This window comes from Pseudomonas sp. NPDC089554 (assembly GCF_050280645.1).
Lineage (GTDB): Bacteria > Pseudomonadota > Gammaproteobacteria > Pseudomonadales > Pseudomonadaceae > Aquipseudomonas.
In genome coordinates, this window is record NZ_JBNNVR010000013.1 from 47154 (window position 1) to 71057 (window position 23904).

At 64.8% G+C, this 23904-nt stretch carries 27 protein-coding genes; 16 read left to right on the plus strand and 11 right to left on the minus strand.

The genetic code is table 11. The annotated features are described in order from the left end of the window. The first annotated feature begins 82 nt into the window (after positions 1-82). Positions 83-676, plus strand: coding sequence for a TetR/AcrR family transcriptional regulator (locus ACQKPE_RS06485; protein WP_427664238.1), 594 nt, complete (start codon positions 83-85; stop codon positions 674-676). Between the two features lie 10 nt (positions 677-686). Here the strand turns inward: ACQKPE_RS06485 and ACQKPE_RS06490 are convergent, their stop codons facing one another. Then, entirely contained in the window at positions 687-1592 is a 906-nt protein-coding gene (locus ACQKPE_RS06490) for an AraC family transcriptional regulator N-terminal domain-containing protein (RefSeq protein WP_427664240.1), read from the minus strand. Between the two features lie 214 nt (positions 1593-1806). Between ACQKPE_RS06490 and ACQKPE_RS06495 the strand changes: the two genes are divergently transcribed. Then, on the plus strand, positions 1807-3012 hold the full coding sequence (locus ACQKPE_RS06495) for a sugar transporter (protein WP_427664242.1): 1206 nt from the start codon (positions 1807-1809) through the stop codon (positions 3010-3012). Here the strand turns inward: ACQKPE_RS06495 and ACQKPE_RS06500 are convergent. After that, the gene (locus ACQKPE_RS06500) at positions 3006-4313 is read right to left on the minus strand and encodes a substrate-binding domain-containing protein (RefSeq protein ID WP_427664244.1); all 1308 of its coding nucleotides are present in this window, start codon (positions 4311-4313) and stop codon (positions 3006-3008) included. The two genes, ACQKPE_RS06495 and ACQKPE_RS06500, sit on opposite strands and share 7 nt — an antisense overlap. Before the next feature lie 70 nt (positions 4314-4383). Next, a complete protein-coding gene (locus tag ACQKPE_RS06505; RefSeq protein ID WP_427664246.1) occupies positions 4384-5781 on the minus strand; it encodes a purine-cytosine permease family protein in 1398 nt (465 codons plus the stop codon). Positions 5782-6119: 338 nt separating this feature from the next. Here ACQKPE_RS06505 and ACQKPE_RS06510 point away from each other — a divergent pair, with 338 nt between their 5' ends. From ACQKPE_RS06510 to cobF, 5 genes are all read left to right on the plus strand, one after another. Then, entirely contained in the window at positions 6120-7007 is an 888-nt protein-coding gene (locus ACQKPE_RS06510; RefSeq protein WP_427664247.1) for an EamA family transporter, read from the plus strand. A gap of 48 nt (positions 7008-7055) precedes the next feature. Continuing rightward, on the plus strand, positions 7056-7376 hold the full coding sequence (locus tag ACQKPE_RS06515; RefSeq protein ID WP_427664249.1) for a heavy metal-binding domain-containing protein: 321 nt from the start codon (positions 7056-7058) through the stop codon (positions 7374-7376). Positions 7377-7515: 139 nt separating this feature from the next. Then, the gene (locus ACQKPE_RS06520; protein WP_427664251.1) at positions 7516-7707 is read left to right on the plus strand and encodes a hypothetical protein; all 192 of its coding nucleotides are present in this window, start codon (positions 7516-7518) and stop codon (positions 7705-7707) included. A gap of 187 nt (positions 7708-7894) precedes the next feature. Further along, a complete protein-coding gene (locus ACQKPE_RS06525) occupies positions 7895-8188 on the plus strand; it encodes a hypothetical protein (RefSeq protein WP_427664253.1) in 294 nt (97 codons plus the stop codon). A 69-nt stretch (positions 8189-8257) separates the two neighbouring features. Next, positions 8258-9007 carry a precorrin-6A synthase (deacetylating) gene (cobF, locus tag ACQKPE_RS06530; protein ID WP_427664255.1) on the plus strand — a complete coding sequence of 250 codons (750 nt, stop codon included), beginning with the start codon at positions 8258-8260 and terminating at the stop codon, positions 9005-9007. 4 nt (positions 9008-9011) lie between these two features. Here the strand turns inward: cobF and ACQKPE_RS06535 are convergent, their stop codons facing one another. Next, complete coding sequence (locus ACQKPE_RS06535; RefSeq protein ID WP_427664257.1) at positions 9012-9362, minus strand: response regulator; 351 nt, start codon at positions 9360-9362, stop codon at positions 9012-9014. Between the two features lie 256 nt (positions 9363-9618). Here ACQKPE_RS06535 and ACQKPE_RS06540 point away from each other — a divergent pair, with 256 nt between their 5' ends. Genes ACQKPE_RS06540 through ACQKPE_RS06560 form a run of 5 tightly spaced genes read left to right on the plus strand, consistent with a single transcriptional unit; the run spans position 9619 to position 16117 of the window. After that, positions 9619-13086 carry a response regulator gene (locus ACQKPE_RS06540; protein WP_427664259.1) on the plus strand — a complete coding sequence of 1156 codons (3468 nt, stop codon included), beginning with the start codon at positions 9619-9621 and terminating at the stop codon, positions 13084-13086. Then, positions 13083-13904, plus strand: coding sequence for a CheR family methyltransferase (locus ACQKPE_RS06545; RefSeq protein ID WP_427664261.1), 822 nt, complete (start codon positions 13083-13085; stop codon positions 13902-13904). Before ACQKPE_RS06540 ends, ACQKPE_RS06545 begins: the two co-directional genes overlap by 4 nt. Continuing rightward, positions 13901-14467 (plus strand): chemotaxis protein CheB, encoded by a 567-nt coding sequence (locus tag ACQKPE_RS06550; RefSeq protein ID WP_427664263.1) that lies wholly within the window; start codon positions 13901-13903, stop codon positions 14465-14467. Before ACQKPE_RS06545 ends, ACQKPE_RS06550 begins: the two co-directional genes overlap by 4 nt. A gap of 2 nt (positions 14468-14469) precedes the next feature. Further along, positions 14470-15708, plus strand: coding sequence for a hybrid sensor histidine kinase/response regulator (locus tag ACQKPE_RS06555; protein WP_427664265.1), 1239 nt, complete (start codon positions 14470-14472; stop codon positions 15706-15708). 31 nt (positions 15709-15739) lie between these two features. Continuing rightward, entirely contained in the window at positions 15740-16117 is a 378-nt protein-coding gene (locus ACQKPE_RS06560; RefSeq protein ID WP_375099381.1) for a response regulator, read from the plus strand. A gap of 10 nt (positions 16118-16127) precedes the next feature. On the opposite strand, the gene ACQKPE_RS06565 is transcribed toward ACQKPE_RS06560, so the two are convergent. Next, positions 16128-16721 (minus strand): DUF4157 domain-containing protein, encoded by a 594-nt coding sequence (locus tag ACQKPE_RS06565; RefSeq protein WP_427664267.1) that lies wholly within the window; start codon positions 16719-16721, stop codon positions 16128-16130. Continuing rightward, positions 16708-17271 carry a TetR/AcrR family transcriptional regulator gene (locus ACQKPE_RS06570; RefSeq protein ID WP_427664269.1) on the minus strand — a complete coding sequence of 188 codons (564 nt, stop codon included), beginning with the start codon at positions 17269-17271 and terminating at the stop codon, positions 16708-16710. The genes ACQKPE_RS06565 and ACQKPE_RS06570 overlap by 14 nt, the downstream gene beginning before the upstream one ends. Before the next feature lie 88 nt (positions 17272-17359). On the opposite strand from ACQKPE_RS06570, the gene ACQKPE_RS06575 reads away from it, so the two are divergent. Together ACQKPE_RS06575 and ACQKPE_RS06580 are read left to right on the plus strand one after the other, a co-directional pair. Then, positions 17360-18091, plus strand: a complete 732-nt coding sequence (locus ACQKPE_RS06575) for an SDR family oxidoreductase (protein WP_427664270.1) — start codon at positions 17360-17362, stop codon at positions 18089-18091. 27 nt (positions 18092-18118) lie between these two features. After that, the gene (locus ACQKPE_RS06580; protein WP_427664271.1) at positions 18119-18709 is read left to right on the plus strand and encodes a 2-hydroxychromene-2-carboxylate isomerase; all 591 of its coding nucleotides are present in this window, start codon (positions 18119-18121) and stop codon (positions 18707-18709) included. A 3-nt stretch (positions 18710-18712) separates the two neighbouring features. On the opposite strand, the gene ACQKPE_RS06585 is transcribed toward ACQKPE_RS06580, so the two are convergent. The 5 genes from ACQKPE_RS06585 to ACQKPE_RS06605 all read right to left on the minus strand — a co-directional run bounded on the left by ACQKPE_RS06585 (position 18713) and on the right by ACQKPE_RS06605 (position 22503). Further along, positions 18713-19009, minus strand: coding sequence for a DUF7693 family protein (locus ACQKPE_RS06585; protein WP_427664273.1), 297 nt, complete (start codon positions 19007-19009; stop codon positions 18713-18715). A gap of 6 nt (positions 19010-19015) precedes the next feature. Then, complete coding sequence (locus ACQKPE_RS06590; RefSeq protein ID WP_427664275.1) at positions 19016-19561, minus strand: cupin domain-containing protein; 546 nt, start codon at positions 19559-19561, stop codon at positions 19016-19018. An 85-nt stretch (positions 19562-19646) separates the two neighbouring features. Continuing rightward, the gene (locus ACQKPE_RS06595; RefSeq protein ID WP_427664277.1) at positions 19647-20840 is read right to left on the minus strand and encodes an MFS transporter; all 1194 of its coding nucleotides are present in this window, start codon (positions 20838-20840) and stop codon (positions 19647-19649) included. A gap of 86 nt (positions 20841-20926) precedes the next feature. Next, positions 20927-21460: a cytochrome b gene (locus ACQKPE_RS06600; RefSeq protein ID WP_427664279.1), complete on the minus strand. Its 534-nt coding sequence runs from the start codon at positions 21458-21460 to the stop codon at positions 20927-20929. Further along, positions 21457-22503 carry a catalase family peroxidase gene (locus tag ACQKPE_RS06605; protein WP_427664281.1) on the minus strand — a complete coding sequence of 349 codons (1047 nt, stop codon included), beginning with the start codon at positions 22501-22503 and terminating at the stop codon, positions 21457-21459. Before ACQKPE_RS06605 ends, ACQKPE_RS06600 begins: the two co-directional genes overlap by 4 nt. A gap of 131 nt (positions 22504-22634) precedes the next feature. On the opposite strand from ACQKPE_RS06605, the gene ACQKPE_RS06610 reads away from it, so the two are divergent. Both ACQKPE_RS06610 and ACQKPE_RS06615 read left to right on the plus strand, forming a co-directional pair. Then, positions 22635-23156 (plus strand): sigma-70 family RNA polymerase sigma factor, encoded by a 522-nt coding sequence (locus ACQKPE_RS06610; RefSeq protein WP_427664308.1) that lies wholly within the window; start codon positions 22635-22637, stop codon positions 23154-23156. Further along, on the plus strand, positions 23153-23902 hold the full coding sequence (locus ACQKPE_RS06615; protein ID WP_427664283.1) for an anti-sigma factor family protein: 750 nt from the start codon (positions 23153-23155) through the stop codon (positions 23900-23902). Before ACQKPE_RS06610 ends, ACQKPE_RS06615 begins: the two co-directional genes overlap by 4 nt. Positions 23903-23904 lie beyond the last annotated feature (2 nt).

Consider the following 23904-nt stretch of genomic DNA (forward strand, 5'->3'; position numbering starts at 1 on the left):
CGCAGGGTCTGTGCATGACGGCCTCGAGCGTTATATACTCGGGGTAAGTTACGTTTAGTAAGTTACTTTTGGTAGGTTATTGATGTCAAGCATAGAAAAGCTCCCGCGCAAGCGGATGTCACGTGAGGATCGCCGTCGACAGTTGCTCGATGTAGCCTGGCAACTGTTGCGCCAAGAGGGTAGCGACGCCCTGAGCCTGGGGCGTCTCGCCGAGCAGGCGGGCGTGACCAAGCCCGTGGTGTATGACCATTTCGAGACCCGCCTGGGCCTGCTGGCGGCCCTGTATGGCGAGTACGACACCCGCCAGACGGCCATGCTCGAGGTGGCCCTGGCCACCTGCCAGGCAACTCTGGAAAGCCGTGCCGGGGTAATCGCCGAGGCCTACGTGGATTGCGTGATGACCCAGGGGCGCGAGCTTCCCGGGTTGACGGCGGCCCTGGAAGGCTCGCCCGAGATGGAGGCACTCAAGCGCGCTTATGAGGACGTGTTCCTGGCCAAGTGTCGCGAAGCCCTGCGGCCATTCTCGGCCAGCGGAACCATCAGCGTGGCGGGGCTGCGTTTGCTGATGGGCGCGGTAGAGTGCCTGTCGCAGGCTGCCGCGATGGGTGAGCTGACGCCACAGCAGGCTAAAGACGAGCTGCGTGCGACGATCGTGGCGATGGTCGAGCGTCAGTAGGGCCCGGGGCTCAGGCTGGCTGGCCCTGGTAGCTGAGTTCTTCACCTGGACTGCGGGCGAACTGGCGCTTGTACTCGCGGCAGAACTGCGAGGTGCTCTGGTAACCCACACGGTGCGCCACTTGTGCCACGCCCAGGCCTTCACGGGTCAGTATCTGCTGCGCCTTCAGCAGGCGCAGGCGCTTGAGGTACTGCATGGGCGCCAGGTCGGTGCTGCGTTTGAAATGCTCGTGGAAGGTCGACACGCTCATGTTGGCAAGGCCTGCCAGGGTCTCGACGCTCAGCGGCTCGGCGTAGTGTTCGCCCACGTAGTTCAGCACCGTGCCGATACGGGCAAAGTGCCCTTGCTGCTCTACCAGTGCGCGCAACACTCCAGCCTGCGAGCCGCGCAGCGCGGCATACAGCACCTCACGTACCCGGGCGGGCCCCAGCACCTTGGCCTCCAGCGGGTCCAGCAGGCAGCGCAGCAGGCGCTCGACCGCCTCGCGCATCGGTGCATCCAGTTCGGCTGAACTCATCGACTGCGGCGTCTGCGCCTGCACCGAGGCGTCCGGTGGCAGCGCCATGCTCTGTACCAACTCCCCCAGCATGACCCGGTCGATGTCCACGGCCACGCCCAGCAGTGGCGTTTCGTCGGTGGCGAAGGTCTCGCACATGAAGGGTACCGACAGCGCCTGCACCAAGTAGTGGCCCGCGCCGTACTCGAACGTGCGTGGGCCAAGGCGTGCGAGCTTGCTGCCCTGGGCGAGGATGATCAGGCTCGGTTCATAGAGCTGTGGGCTGCTGGCCACGTAGTGGTTCCACAACATGACCTTCACTTGGGGCAGGGCGGTCGGGACGAAGCCTGCGCGTCCGGCCAAGCTGCGGACCAGCGAGCAGAGCGTGGCATTGGCATCGAGGTGGCGGGTCAACTGCATGACGGAGCCCTGGATTGAAAGCCGGACAGTCGCATTTTCCCCCATTGGCTGTCCAGCACCCTGGCACGTGCCGCTGCCTCGTGGTTGTGAGGCCCGCCCTTGACGCGTACCATGCCGGGTAATCCTTCCAATAAGAACACCGTGCACCCGCTGCCGCCCCCGTGGCCAGTGGTGCGCGTGGTGTTGCTATGCCTGCGGAGCTGTACCTGTATCCATGAATGGACCCATTCCCCCGACGATGCCCGCCCCCGTGCAAGGTGGTAGCTGGTTGAGCGTGATCGCGCTGGCGCTGGCGGCCTTCATCTTCAATACCACCGAGTTCGTTCCGGTGGCCCTGCTCAGCGACATCGGCCGCAGTTTCGACATGAGCACCGCGCAGGTTGGCCTGATGCTGACCATCTATGCCTGGGTGGTGGCCCTGGCGTCGTTGCCGATGATGCTGCTCACCCGCAATATCGAGCGGCGTCGGTTGCTGATGTTCGTGTTCCTGGTGTTTATCGTCAGCCACCTGTTGTCATGGCTGTCGCAGAGCTTCGCAATGTTGCTGTTAAGCCGCATCGGCATTGCCTTGTCGCACGCGGTGTTCTGGGCGATCACGGCGTCGCTTGCGGTGCGCGTGGCCCCGGCGGGCAAGCAGGCCAAGGCATTGGGCCTGCTGGCGACCGGCACCACGCTGGCGATGGTGCTGGGCATTCCGCTGGGGCGTGTGGTGGGGGAGGCGCTGGGCTGGCGTATCACTTTCCTGAGCATTGCCGGGGTGGCGCTGGTGACCATGCTGTGCCTGATGAAGTCGCTGCCATTGTTGCCCAGCCAGAACTCCGGCTCTTTGCGCAGCCTGCCGGTGTTGTTCGGGCGCCCGGCGCTGGTGATTACCTACGTGCTGGTGACGCTGGTGATCACCGCGCAGTTCACGGCCTATAGCTACATCGAGCCATTTGCCCTGCATGTCGCGCAGATCGGTGGTGAACGCACCACCTTGCTACTGTTGCTGTTCGGCGGCGCAGGGGTGTTCGGTTCGCTGCTGTTCAGCCGCTACAGCGAGCGTTTCCCCCAGGGCTTTCTGATCGGCTCTATTGGCGGCCTGGCGACGTGCCTGCTGTTGCTGTTGCCGCTGTCGGGGCAGTTCCCGGTGCTCGCCGTGCTCAGCATGTTCTGGGGCGTGGCGATCCTCAGCTTCAGCCTGTCGTTGCAGTCCAAGACGCTGAAACTGGCCTCCGACGCCACCGACGTGGCCATGGCGCTGTTCTCCGGCATCTACAACATCGGTATTGGCGGCGGGGCGTTGCTGGGCAGCATCGTCAGCAGCCAGCTGGGCGTGGCAAACATCGGCTTGGTGGGCGGTGTGGTGGCGCTGGCCGGGCTAGGGCTGGCAGTGGCCAGCACCCAGCGCTTTCGCGATGCCTTGAGCCAGCCTCAGTAGACCCACACCTCGACGCGCTGGTTACGCAGGCGGCCCTGCTGTTGGTGGTTACCCGCAACCGGCAGTTCGTCGCCCAGGCCGGTCACCTCGCGGGCTTCCACGCCATGGCGCGCCAGCTCGCGGCGCACCGCCATCGCCCGCAGGCGTGAGAGCAGGGCAGCGCGACCCGGGGTTTCCTTGGGGTCGCCGAAGCCTACCAGCACCGCCTTGTCGTTCAGCTTGCCGGCTTGGCGCAGGTATTCCACCACCCGTTGCACGTCCCGCAGGGCCTTGTTGTCGAGGCTGGCGCTGCCTTGCTGGAAGCGAAAGTTGACGTTCAGGCGCTGGGCCTGCCCGACCAATGCCCGGTAGGCCGGTGGCATGTCGGGTTGGTCGACGACCGGCTGGGCCTTGACCTGCTGGGACACGAAGCCCTGGGCCGCGACGATGGTTTGTCCTGCCGGGCTCTGGGCGAACTCGGCCAAGGCCTGGGCCTGGGCGGTTGGGTTGGTCGGCAGGTAGAAATAAAGCCTGCGCGAAAGGGGGTAGTCTTCGCTGGCCACCCGTGCTGGCGTCGGCAGCATCGCAGCAGCTTCGCCTTCGGCGATCGCCAGCACCTTGGCGTCGTGGGTCGTGGCCAGGCTGCTGAAGCCGATGGCCTGTGGGTCGGCCAACACTTGGGCGGCCAAGGCGTCGGCGGACTCGAAGCGTTGCGCCTGGGGCGCCAACTCCAGGTGTAGCGGGCTGAGCACCAGCGCCTTGAAGGTCTCGAAGGTGCCTGAGCGGCTGTCGCGGCTGTACAGGCGTATCGGCCCGCCCGGTACGCCCAGTTGCTCCCAGCGCTGGATCTGCCCGGAGAACACCCTGGCCAGTTCCTCGGTGGTCATCTGTTGCAGTCGGTTGCCGGGGTGCACGATCACCGCCACGCCATCCAGGCCGATCACCTGTTCGCTGGCAGCGCTGCGCAGGTCGCCCAGGCCCTGCAATCGCTGAGTTTCGTCATCGCTGACCGGACGCGAGGCGGCGGCGATATCCGCAGTGCCATCGCCCAGGTCGGAAAACCCGGTGCTCGACCCATGGGCGGCGATCTCGACGCGAATGGGCTGGCCGTCGTGGCTGTGGGCGTGAATCTCGGTTTCGTTGGCCTGTGCACCCGGTAGGCGGGTGATGGCGGTCGCGCCTTGGGCCTGCAACATGCCCTGCACCAGCGCGGGTGCCAGGGCCGCGCCGATGGTATTCGAGCCGTGGATGCGCAGTGCCCCAGGCTCAGCCATCGCCATCAGCGGGAGCAAGCACAGCAGCAGGGTGGGCAGGCGCGGCATGCCGTAATCCTAATGACATGAAGGTGTCCGCAGATTACGACAGCCACGTGAATGAAAAATGACGGCCAACCTAGCGCCCCTCAGGCACCACGATGGCCGCTGGCGCCTCGGCTGCGCGGTGGCGCGCTACCCAGTAGTACAGCACGCTCGGCACCACCAGCCCGATCAGCCACGACACATCCACCCCGCCCAGGTGCGCGACCATGGGCCCGGTGTACAGCTTGGTATCGATGAACGGCATCTGCACAAGCACACCGAGGGTATAGACGCTGATCCCCGGCCAGTTCCAGCGGCCATAGCGGCCGTTCGGGTCGGCCAGGGCAGGGATGTCGTAGCGCTCGCGGGTGATGAAGTAGTAGTCCACCAGGTTCACCGCGCTCCAGGGCACGAAGAAGGTCAGCAGGAACAGGATGAACGACTTGAACGCGCTGAGGAACGAATGCTGGCCCAGCAGCGCCACCAGGGTTGCCGCGCCAACAATGGCGAGCACGAATACCAGACGCTGCACGCGGCTGATCTGCAAGTGTCCACGGAACCCGCTGATGATGGTGGCGATGCACATGAAGCTGCCGTAGCTGTTGAGCGTGGAGATGGTCACCTTGCCAAAGGCGATGCAGAAATACAGCAAGGCTGCTGTGGTGCCCGCACCGCCCAGCCCGACGATATAGGCCACTTCACGGCCGGAGAACTGCCCACCGGCGATGGCCGCGGCGAACACGCCGAGGATCATCGAGGCCTGTGCGCCGAGCACCGAACCCAGGCCGGCCGCGAGGAAGGTCTTGAGCGGCGAGGTGTGGCTGGGCAGGTAGCGCGAGTAGTCGGCCACGTAAGGCCCGAAGGCAATCTGCCAGGACGCCGCCAACGAGACCGCGAGCAGGAACGAGGCCCAGCTGAAGTGGCGGTTGTCCAGCAACTGGCCGATGTCGGCCAGCATCAGGATACGGCTGAACAAATAGACGAAGGCGATGATGCCCAGCACGCTGGCCACCCGGCCGATCCAGTGAATCACTCGATAGCCAGCCAGGGTCGCCAGTACGATCACCCCAGCGAAAATGAGGATGCCAGCGCTGTCACTGACGCTGAGCAACTGGCCGATGGCCTGACCGGAAAGCACCGTGCCGGTGGCGGTGAAGCCCAGGTACATCAGGCACACCAGTACCATGGGAATGGCCGCGCCATAGACGCCGAACTGCACGCGGCTGGAGATCATCTGCGGCAGGCCCAGGCGTGGGCCTTGTGCGGCGTGCAGGGCCATGACCGCGCCACCGACCAGTTGGCCCAGGAGAAGGCCGATCAGCGACCAGAACACATCGCCGCCCAGCACCACGGCCAGGGCGCCAGTGACGATGGCGGTGATCTGCAGGTTGGCACCGAGCCACAGGGTGAACTGGCTGTAGACGCGTCCATGGCGTTCGGCTTCGGGGATGTAATCGATCGAGCGCCGCTCGATCACGGGCTTGCTGGACATGGAGAGGGCTCCGCTTGCTTGTTGTTATGGGGGCTTGTGGTTATATGAGCATGTATATACAAGATGGGTCAATTAACAAATTCGTGAGTTGCGGGGCCTGCTTTCAAGAGCGCTGCACTCGCTGTAGGAGCGGGCTTGCCCGCGAAGAAATCACCGCGGTGCATGGCCGGGGCCGAGCCCCGGTTCGCGGGCAAGCCCGCTCCTACAGGTATGTTGATACGTGGGTTGCCTGCGGACTGTTGCGCAACGCTGCCGCCCAGCTGTACCGGTTCAGAGGTGGCATTTGCCCTTATGCTGTAACGGAATATGTCTAAAACGCCTGTAGAAGGAATGCCGCAATGCCGCTCAAGGACCTGCTGATCGCCCTGGTGGTGATCGTCGTGTGGGGAGTCAACTTCGTGGTCATCAAGGTCGGCCTGGATGGCTTGCCGCCGATGCTGCTCGGTGCCTTGCGCTTCATGCTGGTGGCATTTCCCGCGGTGTTGTTCATCAAGCGCCCGAACCTGCCCTGGCGCTGGCTGATCGCCTACGGCGCGACCATTTCCTTGGGCCAGTTCGCCTTTCTGTTCCAGGCCATGTACAGCGGCATGCCGCCGGGCCTGGCGTCGCTGGTGTTGCAGTCCCAGGCGTTCTTCACCCTGTGCTTCGCGGCGCTGTTTCTGGGTGAGCGCCTGCGCCTGGCCAGTGTGCTCGGGTTGCTGGTGGCGGCCAGTGGCCTGGCGCTGATCGGCAGCGAGGACAGCAGCCATGTGCCGCTGGTCGCGCTGCTGCTGACCCTGTGCGGCGGTGCCATGTGGGGCATGGGCAACATCATTACCCGGCGTTTTGGTTCGGTGGACCTGGTCGCGATGGTGATCTGGGGCGGGTTGATTCCGCCGTTGCCGTTCCTGGCGTTGTCGTTTTGGCTGGAAGGGCCCGAGCGCATTGGTCATGCCCTGGCCAATATCGGCCTGCCGTCGGTGCTGTCCCTGGCGTACCTGGCGTTTGGCGCCACCATGGTTGGCTACGGGCTGTGGAGCACGCTGCTGTCGCGTCACCCGGCGGGCAAGGTGGCGCCATTCTCGCTGCTGGTGCCGGTGGTCGGCCTGAGTTCTTCGGCCTGGCTGCTCGGCGAGCGGCTGACCGAGGTGCAAGGCTGGGGCGCGCTGCTGGTGATGACCGGGCTTTTGATCAACGTGTTCGGGCCACGCCTGGGACGGCGCCTGCGCGGGGCGACCGCACAATAGAGCGGGTTGCTGCTAGGATGCGGGTCTTTGTCCAGCAGGAGCCGCGCCATGATCATCTCCACCACCAGCCAGCTCGAAGGCCGCCCGGTTGCCGAATACCTCGGGGTGGTCAGCGCCGAGTCGGTGCAAGGCATCAACTTCGTGCGCGATTTCTTCGCACGGTTTCGCGACTTCTTCGGCGGCCGCTCGCAGACCCTGGAAAGCGCACTGAAGCTGGCGCGTGAGCAAGCCACCGAAGAGCTGATGGTCCGGGCACGGCAGTTGCAAGCCGATGCAGTGCTGGGCGTGGACTTCGAGATCAGCATGCCATCGGTGCAGGGCGGTATGGTCGTGGTGTTCGCCACGGGCACGGCGGTACGCTTGAAGTAGGGCGTCGTGCCACTGGTCGGGCAAGCAGTTTTCGTCCGGTTGGTCTGCAAATGACCGGCTAGTCTCAGTTCAACGGGCTGCGTTTTTCTAGGCCAGCGATCTGCTGGTCGGCGTGGCTGTCATTGGAGGGACACAGGGCATGAGCGAATCCTTTTTCGAAGACGCCAATGAGGCATTCCCGATCAACAGCCAGGTGCGCTGCGGCCAGTCAGCCTTTCGCCTGGGCTTTGCCAACATGACCTTGGACGATTCGGAGCAACTGGCTCCGGCAAGCCTGCAACGCAGCAAGAAGGGGCGTTTCACCCCGCGAGTGCCTGCGAAGAAGTCCTGAACCTGCGGCAACCAGACCCAGCCCGCCCCTGATCCAGGGGCGGGCTTTTTCGTTTGGGCTCGGGCGCCGAACGGCAGCGTTTTCCTCGTATTCCTTGACCTTGCTCAGGGTCTCGGCGGGTAGCCCTCGTCGAGCCAAGTCCGTTGTGTTTTCCTGTGCAGGGTTCAGAAAAGGAGTATTGAGCGTCATGAGGATCAGGGAAGAAACCTACTGGCAATGGGCCGATGCGCACCTGCACAGCCGCTGCCACGATGAAGAACTGAGCGATGGCACCAGCCTGGATGTACAAGTGCGGCTCTCGTGCCTGGGCGCAACCCAGCTGTTCCTGGGCCTGTATGCCCGCGACGGCAAGGCACTGCTGGAAGAGTTCTACCCCGCGCGCCCCGGCGAGACCATGACCCGCGCCCTGGCCTGGGGCGTGGACCGGGCCAGGGCGCTGGCCACTGGTGCGCTGCCGCTACCAGGCCGCCTGAAGGCTTGAGCCGTGCGCTTTGCCAAATAACGGCGGCCAGCCGACAATGGCCGCCGGTTTCCAGCCCAGGGCAAGGCAATGAAACACCTTCTGCTGATTGGCATCGGTCCCGGTGACCCTCGCCAGGTGACGTTCGAAGCCGTGGACGCACTGCGCCGCGCCACAGTGTTCTTCGTGCTCGACAAGGGCCAGGCCAAGGACGAGCTGCTGCGTCTGCGCAAAGTCATCCTTGAACGCTATCTACCAGAAGGCGGTTACCGCGTGGTGCAGGTGCAAGACCCAAGTCGCGATGGGCAGGCCGAGGACTATGTCGGTGCAGTTCAGGACTGGCACCAGCAGCGTGCGGTGTTGTATGCGCGTCTTTTGCAGGACGAGCTGGGCGCAGGGGAGGTCGGCGCCTTCCTGCTATGGGGCGAGCCTGGGTTGTACGACAGCACCTTGCGCATTCTTGACCTGGTGCGTGAGCGTGGGGTGGCGGTGCAGCTTGAGGTGATCCCGGGCATCAGCAGCGTCCAGGCCCTGGCCGCGCGCCACCAAGTGCCGCTGAACCGCATCGGCGAGCCGCTGACCATCTTGCCGGGGCGACGCCTGGCCGAGCAGGGGCGGGTAGACAACGTGGTGGTGATGCTCGATGGCCAGTGCGCGTTTGCCGGGCTCGAGGATGACGGGCTGTGGATCTACTGGGGGGCCTACCTGGGTACTGCCGACGAGATCCTTGTCGCCGGGCCGTTGCAGGATGTGAAAGCGCAGATTCTGCAAATCCGTGAAGCCGCACGCCAGCGGATCGGATGGATCATGGATACCTACCTGTTGCGGCGTCAGGCGTGAGCGCTCAAGGCGCCCCCAGAATCCCCACCACCTTGTCGCGTAATTGATCGATACTGAACGGCTTGCCGATCATGTGCATGCCCTGGGGCACCTGGAGGCTCTCGGCGTAGCCACTGGCGAACAGCACCGGCAGCGCCGGCCTGATTTCCCGGGCCTTGGCCGCCAGTTCCTCGCCGCGCATGTCCGGTAGGCCGACATCGGTCATCAACAACGCCAGGTTTTGCGTGTCGTCCTGGAGAATCTTCAGGGCCGCGGTGGCATGCGCTGCTTCGATGACCGTGTAGCCCAATTCGTCGAGCACTTCGACCATCAGCATGCGTACGATGTCGTCGTCTTCGACTACCAGAAGGTGCATGGTTTAAATCCTGTCGCGGGGTGGGAAGGGTTCTACTCTGTGCTCACGCAGGGTACAGAAGTTCCCTCAGAATAGCGCCGTGCAATCACACAGGGAACGATTGCCGTGACCAGGCTTCAAATACTGGCTAAATGCCCTGCCGCAAACCGTAAAGCTGGTTAGACTCGCTAACAGACCCGGTGGCAGTTGCGGCATACAACAACAAAATGTATCCGCCTCACTGTTCAATGGACTTATTTCGCTTGGGCGACATCAGATGATTCAGGCAACTTCGATGGACCAACGCAGCTTCCGCAAGCTGCTCAGCCGTAACGTCGGTCTGCCCCTTGGGGTGGGCTTGCTGGGGGCCGTGGCATTTGTCGCGGTGGTCAACTACCTGCTTTCGGCCATGCAATGGGTCGAGCACACCGACCGGGTGATCGGCAATGCCCACGAAACGGTCAAGCTGTCCATAGACATGGAAACCGGCGTACGCGGCTTCCTGATCTCCGGCGACGAGCGTTTCCTCGACCCCTACGAGGTGGCCAAGCCGCGCGTTTATGCCAGCCTCGACAGCCTGAAGGTGTTGGTCGCGGACAACCCGCAGCAGGTCGACCGTCTCGATCGCATCATTGCCTTGCAGCGTGCCTGGAATGATTTCGGCAGCGAGATCATCCGCATGCGCCGGGGCGAGGGCAATTACCAGGGCGTGATCGGCAGCGGACGTGGCAAGCGCATCACCGATGAAATCCGCAAGGAGTTCGACGGTTTCATCGCCACCGAGCAGCAACTGCGCATGACGCGCAATGAAAAGGTCAGCAGTGTCACCATCACCGCAATCACGGCCTTCGTGCTGTTCATCGTGGCCCTCAGCGCCTTGCTCGCCTACCTGGGCCGACGCGACCTGCTGGCGTTGTCCGATAACTACGCGAGCAACCTGCAAGCCCAGCAGCGGGCAGCCGAACGCCTGGAACAACAGGCCTGGCTGCGCAATGGCCAGACCCAGCTGTCGCAGCAGGTGCTGGGGCAACTGACCCTGCCCATGCTCGGCGACAACGTGCTGCGGTTCTTCGCCAGTTACCTGGGCAGCGTGGTCGGCGCGTTCTATGTGCGAGACCAGCAGGGGCAACTGCTGCGCGTGGCCAGTTATGGCCTGGATGCCGAGCAGCAGGCTCGTGAGCAGGTGCTGGGCAGCCATGATGGCCTGCTCGCACAAAGCGTTCGCGAAGGGCGACTGCTGCGCCTGGACGAGTTGCCGCAAGACTATTACCGCCTGAGCTCCGGCCTGGGCAATGGTCTGCCGCGCAGCGGGCTGCTGGCACCGGTGAGTGATGACGGCCAGATCAACGGCGTGCTCGAGCTTGGCTTCCTGCGCCCGTTGCAAGATCGCGACAGCGAGCTGCTCGAACGTATCGCAGCCAGCCTTGGCATTTCCATCGAGACTGCGCGCTACCGCCAACGCCTCCAGGAGGTGCTGGCCGAGACCCAGCAGCTCAACGAAGAGTTGCAAGTGCAGCAGGAAGAGCTCAAGACCGCCAACGAGGAACTCGAAGAGCAGTCGCGGGTGCTCAAGGAGTCCCAGGCGAACCTTGAAACCCAACAGGCGGAGCTTGAGCAGACCAACGAACAACTGGCTGAGCGCACTGACGCGCTGGACCTCAAGAACAGCGAGCTGAACAAGGCCCAGGTGGAGTTGCAGACCCGCGCCGACGAGCTGCAGCGTTCGAGCAAGTACAAGTCCGAGTTCCTCGCCAACATGTCCCACGAGCTGCGTACGCCGCTCAACAGCTCGCTGATCCTGGCCAAGCTGCTGGCCGAGAACGGCGAGGGCAACCTCAGCGAGGAGCAGATCAAGTTCGCCGAGTCGATCTATTCGGCCGGCAACGACTTGCTCAACCTGATCAACGACATCCTCGACATCGCCAAGGTCGAGGCCGGCAAGCTGGAGGTGCGCCCCGAGACCACTCCGGTGGTGCGCCTGGTCGAAGGCTTGCAGGCGATGTTCCAGCCACTGGCTGGTGACAAGGGCCTGGCCTTTACCATGCAGGTCGAGCCGCAGGTACCGGCGACCCTGTTCACCGACCGTCAGCGCCTGGAGCAGATTCTCAAGAACCTGCTGTCCAACGCCATCAAGTTCACCGAGCGCGGCCAGGTCAGCCTGAGCATCAGCCAGCAGGCCGGCATGGGCATCGTTTTCGCCGTGCGCGACAGCGGCATCGGCATTGCCGCCGACCAGCAGCAGGCGATCTTCGGCGCCTTCCACCAGGTCGATGGCACCAGCAACCGCCGCTACGGCGGCACCGGGCTGGGCCTGTCGATTTCCCGCGACCTGGCGCATCTGCTCGGCGGGCAGATCAGCGTCGACAGCAGCCCCGGCCAGGGCAGTGTGTTCAGCCTGATCGTGCCGGAGCGTTTCGAGGAGGTGGTCGAGCAAGGCGAGGTGCACAGCTTGCGCTCGACCGTCGACCAACTTCCGCCCATGCCCCGTGTCGCAGCGCCAGCGCCGGTCGCGCGCCAGGCCCCGGCGTTCGCCGACGACCGCGAAAGCGCACCCTTCACCAACCGTTGCATCCTGGTGATCGAGGACGAGCCGAACTTCGCCCGCATCCTCTTCGACCTGGCCCATGAGCTGGGCTACAGCTGCCTGGTGGCGCAGGGCGCCGACGAGGGCTTCGAGCTGGCAGCGCAGTACCTGCCCGACGCCATCCTGCTGGACATGCGCCTGCCCGACCATTCCGGGCTCACGGTGTTGCAGCGCCTCAAGGAGCAGGCCGGTACCCGGCATATCCCGGTGCATATCATTTCGGTGGAAGACCGGGTCGAGGCGGCCATGCACATGGGCGCGGTGGGCTATGCGGTCAAGCCCACCAGCCGCGAAGAGCTCAAGGAAGTGTTCGCGCGCCTGGAAGCCAAGCTCACGCAAAAGCTCAAGCACATCCTGCTGGTCGAGGACGATGACCTGCAGCGCGAGAGCATCGCCCGGCTGATCGGCGACGACGACATCGAGATCACCGCTGTGGCCATGGCCCAGGACGCCCTGGAGCTGCTGCGCGAGAACATCTACGACTGCATGATCATCGACCTCAAGCTGCCGGACATGCTCGGCAACGAACTGCTCAAGCGCATGACCGCCGAGGACATTCGCAGCTTCCCGCCGGTGATCGTCTACACCGGGCGCAACCTCACCCGCGAGGAAGAGACCGACCTGCTCAAGTACTCGCGCTCGATCATCATCAAGGGCGCGCGCTCGCCCGAGCGGCTGCTCGACGAGGTCACGCTGTTCCTGCACAAGGTCGAGTCGCAGCTGTCCCATGACCGCCAGCGCATGCTCAAGAACGCCCGCAGCCGCGACAAGGTGTTCGAGGGGCGCAAGATTTTGCTGGTGGACGACGACGTGCGCAATATCTTCGCCCTCACCAGCGCCCTGGAGCACAAGGGCGCCATCGTCGAGATCGGCCGCAACGGCCGCGAGGCCCTGGAGCGCCTCGAGCAGAACGATGACATCGACCTGGTGCTGATGGACGTGATGATGCCGGAGATGGACGGCTACGAGGCGACCCGGCTGATTCGCCAGCAGCCGCAGTGGCGCAAGCTGCCGATCATCGCCGTGACCGCCAAGGCCATGAAAGACGACCAGCAGCGTTGCCTGCAGGCCGGCGCCAATGACTACCTGGCCAAACCGATCGACCTGGACCGCCTGTTCTCGTTGATTCGCGTGTGGCTGCCGCAACTGGAGCGAATTTGATTAGCGAACGTAACACCGATATCGAGATCCGGCTGCTGATCGAGGCGATCTACCTCAAGTACAGCTACGACTTTCGGGACTACTCCGGCGCCTCGATCAAGCGCCGGATCCTTCACGCCTTGCGCCAGTTCGAGTGCCGTACGGTGACCGCCTTGCAAGAGCGGGTGCTGCACGACCCGGGCATGTTCATGCAGTTGTTGCAGTACCTGACGATCCCGGTCAGCGAGATGTTCCGCGACCCTGGCCACTTCCTCGCGCTGCGCGAAGAAGTGGTGCCGCTGCTGCGCACCTGGCCGTCGATCAAGATCTGGATCGCCGGTTGCAGCACCGGCGAGGAGGTGTACTCGATGGCCATCCTGCTGCGCGAGGAAGGCCTGCTCGAGCGCACCATTATCTACGCCACCGACATCAACCCGCACTCGCTGGACAAGGCCAAGCAGGGCATCTACTCGATGGCCAACATGCACGGCTATGCCGAGAACTACCGCAAGGCTGGCGGGCGCCGAGACTTCTGCGAGTACTACACCGCCGCCTACGGCAACGCCATCATGGACAGCAGCCTGCGCGACAACGTGACCTTCGCTGACCACAGCCTGGCCACCGACAGCGTGTTTTCCGAGGTGCAGTTGGTGTCGTGCCGCAATGTGCTGATCTATTTCAACAAGGACCTGCAGGACCGCGCGCTGGGGTTGTTCCATGACTCGCTGTGCCACCGCGGCTTCCTGGTGCTGGGCAGCAAGGAGTCGGTGGATTTTTCCGCCTACGGCGAGCGCTTCGAGGCGCTGGTGCGGCCCGAACGGATCTACCGCAAGTCATGAACGGCATACGCGCGGTGGTGATCGGCGCCTCGGCGGGCGGCGTCACGGCGCTGTTCAAGGTGCTGGGCGAGCTGCCGGCAGACTTCGCCATCCCGGTATTGTGCGTGCTGCACCTGCCGGACGATCGCCACAGCCAACTGGCCGAGGTCATGCAGCGCCGCCTGGACAGGCCGGTGCGCGAGGCACGTGACAAGGAACCGATCGTTGCCGGGCAGATCTACGTGGCCGGCCCTGGTTATCACCTCTCGGTGGAACGCGACCTACGCCTGTCGTTGAGCCAGGAGGCGCCGGTGCATTTTTCCCGCCCTGCGATAGATTTCCTGTTCCAATCGGCGGCCGATGCGTATGGTGACGGCCTGCTTGGTGTTTTGCTGACGGGGGCCAACGAGGATGGTGCCCAGGGCTTGGCTTATATAAAAACGCAAGGGGGGCGGACGGTGGTCCAGGACCCTCGTGATGCCCAGGTCGCACTGATGCCGGAGGCCGCACTGGCCCTGCATCGGCCCGACCATCTTCTTTCTCTCAATGGTATCGGGCAATTGCTCGCTACCCTGGAACCCTGAGCATGTTGAGCCCTATCACTGCCAAGCTGCTGATCGTCGACGACCTGCCGGAAAACCTGCTGGCCCTCGATGCCCTGATCCAGGGCGAAGGCCGCGAGGTGCAGCAGGCGCAGTCGGCCGAGCAGGCTTTGTCGTTGTTGCTCGAGCACGAGTTCGCCCTGGCGATCCTCGATGTGCAGATGCCGGGCATGAACGGTTTCGAACTGGCCGAGCTGATGCGCGGCATGGAGAAGACCAAGAACATCCCGATCGTCTTCGTCAGTGCCGCTGGCCGGGAAATGAACTACGCCTTCAAGGGCTACGAAAGCGGTGCGGTGGATTTTCTGCACAAGCCACTGGACACCCAGGCGGTGAAGAGCAAGGTGTCGGTGTTCGTCGACCTGTTCCGCCAACACAAGATCCTTGGCCGCCAACTGGAGGCGCTGGAGCGCAGCCAGCAGGAGCAGGAGCAGTTGCTGGCGCAGTTGCAGGTGGCGCGCATCGAGCTGGAACACGCGGTGCGCATGCGCGATGACTTCATGTCGATCGTCTCCCACGAGGTGCGCACGCCGCTCAACGGCCTGATCCTGGAAACCCAGCTGCGCAAGTTGCACCTGGCCAAGGGCAACCTGGCGGCGTTCAGTGGCGACAAGCTGCAAGCTATGGTCGAGCGCGACGAGCGGCAGATCAACAGCCTGATTCGCCTGGTCGAGGACATGCTCGATGTGTCGCGCATCCGCACCGGCAAACTGTCGCTGCGGCCCAAGGTGTTCGACCTGGGGCAATTGGTACGTGGCCTGGTAGAAAACTTCACGGCCCAGGCCAGCGCTGCGGATACGCATATCGAGTTGCAACAATGCGAGCCGTTGCAGGGCGAATGGGACGAGTTCCGCATCGAGCAGGTGGTAGCCAACCTGTTGTCCAACGCCTTGCGCTATGGCGAGCGCAAGCCGGTGCAGGTGCGCGTGTCGCTGCGTGACGGCGCGGCCTGCGTGCAGGTGCAGGACCAGGGCATGGGCATCAGCCTGGCCAACCAGCAACGTATCTTCCAGCAGTTCGAGCGGGTTGCGGTGCAGCAGGCCACCGGTGGCCTGGGGCTGGGGCTGTATATCTCCGAACAGATCGTCCATGCCCACGGCGGGCGAATTCTGGTGGAAAGTGCTGAGGGCCGTGGCGCCACCTTCAGCGTATTGCTGCCGTTGGTCACGGCCAGCCAACAAAGCGACCCGGCGCGGCAACCTCTGCGCGAGCCTGGGGTCTGATGGCCAACCTATTGAATATCAAGGCGTTGTCATGAGTGAAGATGCACAAGATGTGGTGCTGGTGGTCGAAGACGAGCCGGCCATCCGCATGATCCTGCGGGACTACCTGGCAGGCGAGGGCTACCACGTGCTGGTGGCCGAAGATGGCGAGCAGGCCTTCGAGATCCTGGCCAGCAAGCCGCACCTGGACCTGATGGTCACCGACTTTCGCCTGCCCGGCGGCATTTCCGGCGTGGAAATCGCCGAGCCTGCGGTGAAGCTGCGACCGGACCTGAAGGTGATTTTCATCAGCGGCTACCCGGCGGAGATCCTCGAGTCCGGCAGCCCGATCGCGCGCAAGGCGCCGATCCTGGCCAAGCCGTTCGACCTGGATACCTTGCACGAGCAGATCCAGCAGCTGTTGCGCTGATGTCTGGGGGCTATCGAGCCTTTCCTGAACTGCGCTCGCGCAGGGCCTTCGCCACCTCGGCCTCGATGGCGTAGGCCGGCCCTTCCAGGGCGTTGAAGTCCCGCGTGTAGCGCCGGGCGAATTCCTCCACGCCAAGCGCCTGGTACTGCTGCACATGCTTGAGCTCGTGGGCCCACAACGCCACGTTGTCCTCGGCATCCGCAGTGCGGCGGAAAATGATGGTGTCGATCAAGGTCACCGCATTCACATCCGGGTTATGCAACAAGGCATTGGCCGCGCTGAACTGTTGCGGGTCACCCACCCGGTAGCGCGCGGCATCGAGCACGGCGAAGTCATACCAAGGTTCGAGCTGGGCGCGGATGTGCAGGGGGATCGGCTGGGTGCCGGCGGTGTTGGCTTCATCGCGCGCCTGCTGCAGGGCGAATACCAGGCTGGCGCTGGCCATGCGCTCCACATCGCCCAGCACCTGGCCAACCTGGCCGGGGTCGACCGGCGCACAGAAGCAGCCCATCAGGCAGACCTGGTACTGGCCGGGCGGGCAGGCGTTGTCAGCATGGGCCGTGAGGCTCAGGGCCAGGCCCAGCAACAGGCTAGCGCTTTTCATCCAGCGCCCTGTCGACGAAGTGTTGGCTGGCTTGCAGCAGCTGCTGCTGGACGCTTTCGCTGGCCAGCATGCGCCCGACCACCACCGCGCCCACGCACTGGCTGATCAAGGCCCAGGCCAGTTGCTCGTCCTCCAGGGTCTTGCTCCACGCTGCGTGCAATTGCACCAGCCAGTGTTCGGCTTCCTCGCGGACCTGTGGCTCGGCCCGGGCGATTTCCACGCCCAGTGGCGGAATCGCGCAGCCGCCCTCGGTGTTGTGCAGGTGCGCCAGGCTCAGGTACTGCGCCAGGCAGCGGCGAAGGCGCTGGCGGTCGGCGCCCTTGCTGGCCAGACGTGCCAGCGGGCTGTTGCCAAGCTCGTGGCGGACCACCTCGGTGAACAGGTCGTCCTTGGAAGGGAAGTGGTTGTAGAAGGCGCCGCCCGTCAGGCCGATGGCCTTCATCAGCCCGGCGACACCGGTGCTGGCGAAACCGCCGCGCTTGGCCAGGGCGCCGCTGCTGGCGAGCAGCTTTTCGCGGGTCTGTTGCTTGTGATCGACGGAATAACGCATCCGCGTACCTCGGCTGTTGGCTTGACGGTGTGGCGATCATAGCATAGCGTTCGTTTACTAAATGATCGTTCATTAAAGTGAGGCCCCGATGACACAACGACAAAAAGTGGCTCTGGTAATCGGCGCGGGCGATGCGACGGGCGGCGAGATTGCCAAGCGCTTCGCCCGCGAAGGTTATGTGGCCTGCGTCACCCGGCGCCAGGTGGAGAAGCTGCAACCGCTGGTGGACGAGATCCGCGCGGCGGGTGGCCAGGCCCATGGTTTTGGCTCCGATGCACGCAAGGAAGAGGAGGTGGTCGAGCTGGTCGAGACCATCGAACGCGATATCGGCCCCATCGAGGCTTTCGTGTTCAACATTGGCGCCAACGTGCCCTGTTCGATCCTCGAGGAAACCCCGCGCAAGTACTTCAAGATCTGGGAAATGGCCTGCTTCGCCGGGTTCCTCACCGCCCAGGCGGTGGCCAAGCGCATGGTCACCCGTGAGCGTGGCACGCTGATCTTCACCGGCGCCACGGCCGGTACCCGAGGCGCCGCAGGCTTCGCCGCATTCGCCGGGGCCAAGCATGCGCTACGTGCCTTGGCCCAGAGCATGGCTCGCGAGCTGGGCCCACGAAACATCCATGTAGCCCATGTGGTGGTCGATGGGGCGATCGACACCGCGTTCATCCGCGACAACTTTCCCGAGCGCTACGCCCTCAAGGACCAGGACGGTATCCTCGACCCCGCGCACATCGCCGACAGCTACTGGTTCCTGCACGCCCAGCCCAGGGATGCCTGGACCTTCGAACTCGACCTGCGCCCGTGGATCGAACGCTGGTAACCCGCTGACAGATACAAGGACTGAAGCATGACCAAGACTGTGGAGTTCTTCTTCGACCTGGGCAGCCCGGCCAGCTACCTGGCCTGGACCCAACTGCCGACGCTGTGCGCCCGACACGACGCCAACCTGGTGTATCGCCCAATGCTGCTGGGTGGGGTATTCCAGGCCACCGGCAACGCGTCACCGGCCATGGTGCCGGCCAAGGGGCGGCATATGCTGGTGGACCTTTCGCGTTTTGCCGAGCGTTATGGCGTGGCGTTCGGCCTGCCGCCAGGGTTCCCGGTCAACACCCTGGCGTTGATGCGCGGGGTGGTCGGCGTGCAGTTGCGTAGCCCGGAACGCTTCGAGGCGCTGCTCGCGCTGCTGTTCAATGGGCTTTGGGCGCAGCGGCGCAATCTTTCGGACCCAGCGGTACTCGAGCGAACCCTTGTCGAGGGCGGCTTCGATCCTGCCCAGTTGCAGGCGTTGGCAGGCAATGCCGAGGTCAAGGCGCAGCTTCGCGCAACCACCGAGGAGGCTGTGGCCCGTGGGGTGTTCGGTGCGCCGACGCTGTTCGTGGGGGAGCAGATGTTCTTCGGCCAGGACCGCCTGGATTTCGTCGAGGCGGCCTTGGCCTGACGCTCAACGCTCAAAGGCCAGCAACTGCTCGATGCGCCCGCGTTCCCAGATGCTCAGCAGGTCGGTGGGGTTGGTGCCGTAGCGCTGCCAGTCATCCAGCCCGGCCGACTGGCCATCGGGCGCGCTGCACAGGGTGCAATGGGCCAGGCCTTCATCGTCGAGGGCCAGGGTCAATTGCCAGTCGCCGATGCTCACCTCGAACAGGCCTGCGCCCGGGCGACCGGTAACGACCAGTGCCTGCACGCCCAAGGCGGCGTCACGCAGGCACTGGCACGCTTCACGGCTGCTGGGGGCAGGCATGGTGAGTCAGAAGTTCGCCGGGGTGTTGGCGCTGATGATTTCCGCTTCGTCGGGGCCGAGGTTCTTGAAACTGTGGGGCAGGGTAGTGGGAATGTAGTAGCCATCGCCTGCATTCAGCACGCTGACCTGGCCGTCGACCCACAGCTCGATGGTGCCACGGGTGACCAAGCCACATTCCTCGCCTTCGGCATGCACGATGGGCTCGCCGGAGTCGGCGCCTGGGGCGTAGAGTTCGCGCAACATGCGCATCTGCCGGCCTTCGACACTGGCACCGACCAGCAGCATGCGCAGGCCGTTGCGGCCCAGGTCAGGTTGCTCGCCGCCGCGGAACACGAAGCGTTCCTCGCGCACTGGCTCGTCGAAGCTGAAGAACTCGGCCAGGCTCATGGGGATGCCTTCGAGGAGCTTTTTCAGAGAACTGACCGAAGGGCTGACGCGGTTCTGTTCGATCTGCGAGATCGTCGAGTTGGTCAGGCCACTGCGGCGGGCCAGTTCACGTTGGGAGAGGTTGTTGCGTTCACGCACCAGTTTGAGTCGTGTCCCGGTGTCCATAGCCGCCTTGAGAATGAGTGTAGGGGTGTCAAAAATAATGGGCATCGCATTAAAACACACTCTGCACGGCAACGCGCTGTGCTTGTCAGCGGTGTTGGTCGGCGTGGCTGGGCCATAGACCGACCACCAGCAGCAGCGCGGCCACCGCCAGGAACGGCAGGCGCGGGTCGACAGCATAGACCAGGGTGCCAGCCAGCGGCCCGATCACCGCCCCCATGCCCTGCGCAGCACTGACCGAGCCTGCGGTGGCACCTTGTTCGCTGGCCTCCATGGCATTGGCCGCCAGGGCCGAGAACGCCGGGAAGACGAAGCCCATGCCGGCGGCCGCGACGAAGAAGCAGGCCCACAGCGCAGGTGCCGTGGCCGCCAGTGCGCCCGCCGCGAAGCCCAGGGCCGAGACGCTGGCACCTACCCGGATCATCTTCTGCGGCGGCCACTCCAGCTGGCGCAGCACGACCTGCGACAGGATCAACGCCACACCCACCGTGGTCAGGGCGATGCCGGCGGCCTGGGCGGCGTCGGCCGAGGCCAGTTGCAAGCGGTCCAGGGCGAAGAATCCAACAGTGATCTGCGACACCGTCACGCTGAGCATAGCGGTGAACGCCACCAGCAATGGCCGACGCAGGCGGGGGTCGCCCAGACGCACCGGGCTTGGCGCATGGCGATGAGGCAGAGGCTGCGGTTTGAATGTGAACAGCAGCACCACGAACGCAGCCGCTGGCAGCAGCGACATCACGTAGAACGGCATGCTCAGGCTGTGGTGCGCCAGCAGCGCTGCGACGGCTGGGCCGAGCACCAGGCCGACGGCGTTGGCAGCACCCAGCGATGCCATGGCGCGGGCGCGTTGCTGCGGCGCGACATGGTCGGCTACCAGTGCATTGCCGCCCACTGGGATCGCAGCATAAAAGGCACCGATCAGCCCGCGGGTCAGCATCAGCCCGACGAAGGCCAGGGTCGCACCCGGCAGCCAGCGCAGGGCGCCGTCGATGAACAGGCACAGCGCCCAGTACGCCAGGGTGAAGCCTGCGCAGCCCAACAGCAGCACCCGGCGGCGCCCCAGGCGGTCGGCGGCGCGGCCCCAGGGTCGTGCCAGCAGCACCCAGACCACCCCCGCCACGGTGACGGCTGCGCCGGCCTGCCAGGTGGGCATGTTCAGCAGGCGGGCAATGGGGCCGATCAGGGCGACGAAGGCCATCATCGACATGGTGCAGGCCATGTTCACCAACAGTAGCGGGCGTAGATCGAGGGTAGGGGTGGCAGGGTTTGAGGCGGGGTTCATCGAGCGGGTCCAGGCGGGCAGGTAAAGGGTCGATGGTAGTGACAACGGTTTGTACCTGTCGACCCTGTCCTACATTCGCCGTGGACTTATTCGCTACGGCGCAGCGGGCCGGGCCACATGCTGCGCAATACGCCGTCGCGGTGCACCAGGGCGTGCACCAGGGCTGCGCCGAGGTGAGCCAGGATGGTCGCGAACAACAGGTAGCCCGCCCAGCCATGGGCCTGGCGTAGCACCGCATAGAGTTGCAGGTCGTGGGGGGCGATTGCCGGCAGTTGCAAGGGACGTGGGTAGCCGCCGGCCGAAAGCATCGCCCAGCCGAGCAACGGCATGGCCAGCATCAGTGCATACAGCACCAGGTGCGAGGCGCCTGCTGCCAGGCGCTGTAGCGATGGCATTTCGTTGGGCAGGGGCGGGTGCGGCAGGCTCAGGCGAAGCACGATGCGCACCAGCACCAGGGCCAGTAGCGCAAGGCCGGTGGCCTTGTGTAGCTCCACCAGCAGTGGGTAGCGGGTGGACAGGTCGCTGACCATGCTCACGCCAATGAACAGCATCGCCAGGATCAGCACGGCCATCAACCAGTGCAGAAGGCGGGCCAGGGGGGGGAAGGCAGTGGGTTTCATGGGCGTGCTCCTGTGCCGAGGGTTTCGCGGCTACGGCGGTTGAACGACTCCGAATAGGCTGACGAGCGGGCAGCAAGCACCGGGTCGGCGGAAGGCTCGATGCCCTGCGGCAGGATCAGCGGGTCGAAGTTCAAGTCGCGGCAGGCGCCTTGCTCGGGGGCATCGACCTGCTCGATCACCAGCGTGCCGGCATCGATGCTGCGTCGTTGCGCTGGCCAGGGCTTGGCGGGGTCGTCCACGGGGTCGCCGGGGTCGGCCAGGGTCAGGCGCAGGGTCCAGCGCAAGGGGCCTTGGGCCAGGCGCTGTTGCAGGTCATGTTGCAGGAACTGTTTGTCGTCGACCTGTGCTGGCAGCGCCGCAAAGGGTGTTTGCGGCTCGAGGCGCCAGCGTACTGGCTGGGCCTTGCCGCTGGCGTCGACCAGGCGGAAGGCGTTGATGCTGTTGTAGTCGGTGCTGGCGAAGCTGTCGCTGGCCTTGTAGCTGGCCGACCACTGGCGGAACGGGGCGCTTTCCGGGTGGGCGGCGAAGAATGCCTGGACTTTCGCCGGGTCCGGCTTGCCGGTGCCTGGCACCGCCGTGGTGGCCACGACCAATTCATAGAAAGCCTGGGGGGTGCTGACCGGCAGCACCGGCGGATTGTTCATGCCAGTACGCCAAACCTGCCCATCGTCGGTGCTCAACTGGATTGCCAGGCTGCGGGTGGGCACGCTGGTATCCGGGCTATAAGGGTTGGCGCCGCCAATGGCGAAGCGGCCGATCACCGGCACGCGCGCCTGGCTGAAGGCCCGCGCCGTGGAGAAGGCCGCAGCTTGGCCGCTGCTTTGGAAGTAGCCACTGACGCACAGGCCCTTGGCGTGGTTCTTGCGATAACCCGGGTGCTGGCCCGCCTGGGCCTCGAAGGTGTCGATGATGCGCTGGGGGGGCAGCTTCGTCTGGCCGAGCCAGCCGGCGGCATAGGCGAAGCAGGCGCCCAGGGCCAGGACGCCGGCAGCGATGGCGGCCAGGCGCACGGCCTTGGCAGAGCCTTGCAGAGGGGTGTTCATGGGGACGGTCCGCGTCGATGAATGAGCCGGTACGACGAGCGGCCAAGATTTTTATTCCCGGCAAGGGAATACATTTCATGTCGCCGCGTCTGCCCTTTACACTGACTGCCCCATGGGGCCGGGACCTGACCATGCACGACCTGGATGAACAACAATGGCGCGAGCTGCTGCAAAGCCTGCGCCGTTTCGCCCTGTGGCTGACGCGTGAAAGTGGCAGCGCCGATGACCTGGTGCAGTCCACCGTCGAGCGCGCCCTGACCCGCAGCGGCCAGCAGCGCGAGGCGCAAAGCCTGCGCGCCTGGTTGTTCACCATCCTTTACCGGCTGTTTCTCGACGGCAAACGCCGCGACCGCCTGCATGCGCGCTGGCTGGGCTGGTTCGGACGCGGGCATGAGGCCGAGGAGGCGAGCGGCTGGGGTACCGAGGACATCGTCCTGGCCCAGGCCGACCTGCAAGCCTTTGCGCTTCTGCCCAGTGAGCAGCGCGCCTTGCTCTTGCTGGTGAGCGTGGAAGGGCTGAGCTACAAGGAAGTCGCCCAGGCCCTGGATATTCCCATTGGCACGGTGATGTCGCGGCTTTCGCGCGCCCGTGCGGCACTGCGTCAACTGACCGAGGGCAAGCCGCTGTCCCCGGCCTTGCGGAGACTGAAATGACACGCCTGATTCCCACCGAGCAAGAGCTGCATGCCTTCATCGACGACCGCCTGGAGCCTGCGCGACGCGCCGAGGTGCAGGCCTGGCTGGCTGCCAACCCGGAGCAGGCCGCACGGATCGAGGCGTGGCGCAACGATGCTCGACGCCTGCGTACCGCCTTGGCGGGGTTCAGCGAAATGCCGCATAACCCTGCGCTCGAGCTGGGGCATTTACGTCGGCGCCTGCGTCAGCGTCGCCAGCAGCGCTGGGCAACAGCGGCGGTGCTGGTGTTGGCGGTGGGCCTGGGCGGGCTGGGGGGCTGGCAGGCGCGTGATGCGGCGTTGATGGCCAGCGTGCAGCCCATGGCGGACGCGGTGCAGGCCCACAAGCTGTTCGCCGATACCCCTGCGCTGGACGTGCAGGCCAATGACCCCGCGCAATTGCAAGCCTGGCTGGGCCGGCACTTCAACCGTGTCGGGCAGTTGCCGGACCTCAGCAGTTATGGCCTGCGGCCAGTGGGGGCGCGCCTGTTGGCCAACGAGAATGGCCCGGCTGCGCTGCTGGTGTTCCAGGATGGCCAGGGGCAGCGCATCAGCTTGTTCATGCGCTCACCCGGCAAGCGTTTCGAGATGCCCAACGGACAGCGCACCGATGGGCTACTGGAGGCGCGCTACTGGTCCCATGGCGACTATGCCTTCGCCGTGGTGAGCGCGGCCGACGACGCGCGCGGCGAACAGGTGCGCCAGGCGTTGGGGGTGAGCCTGTAAAG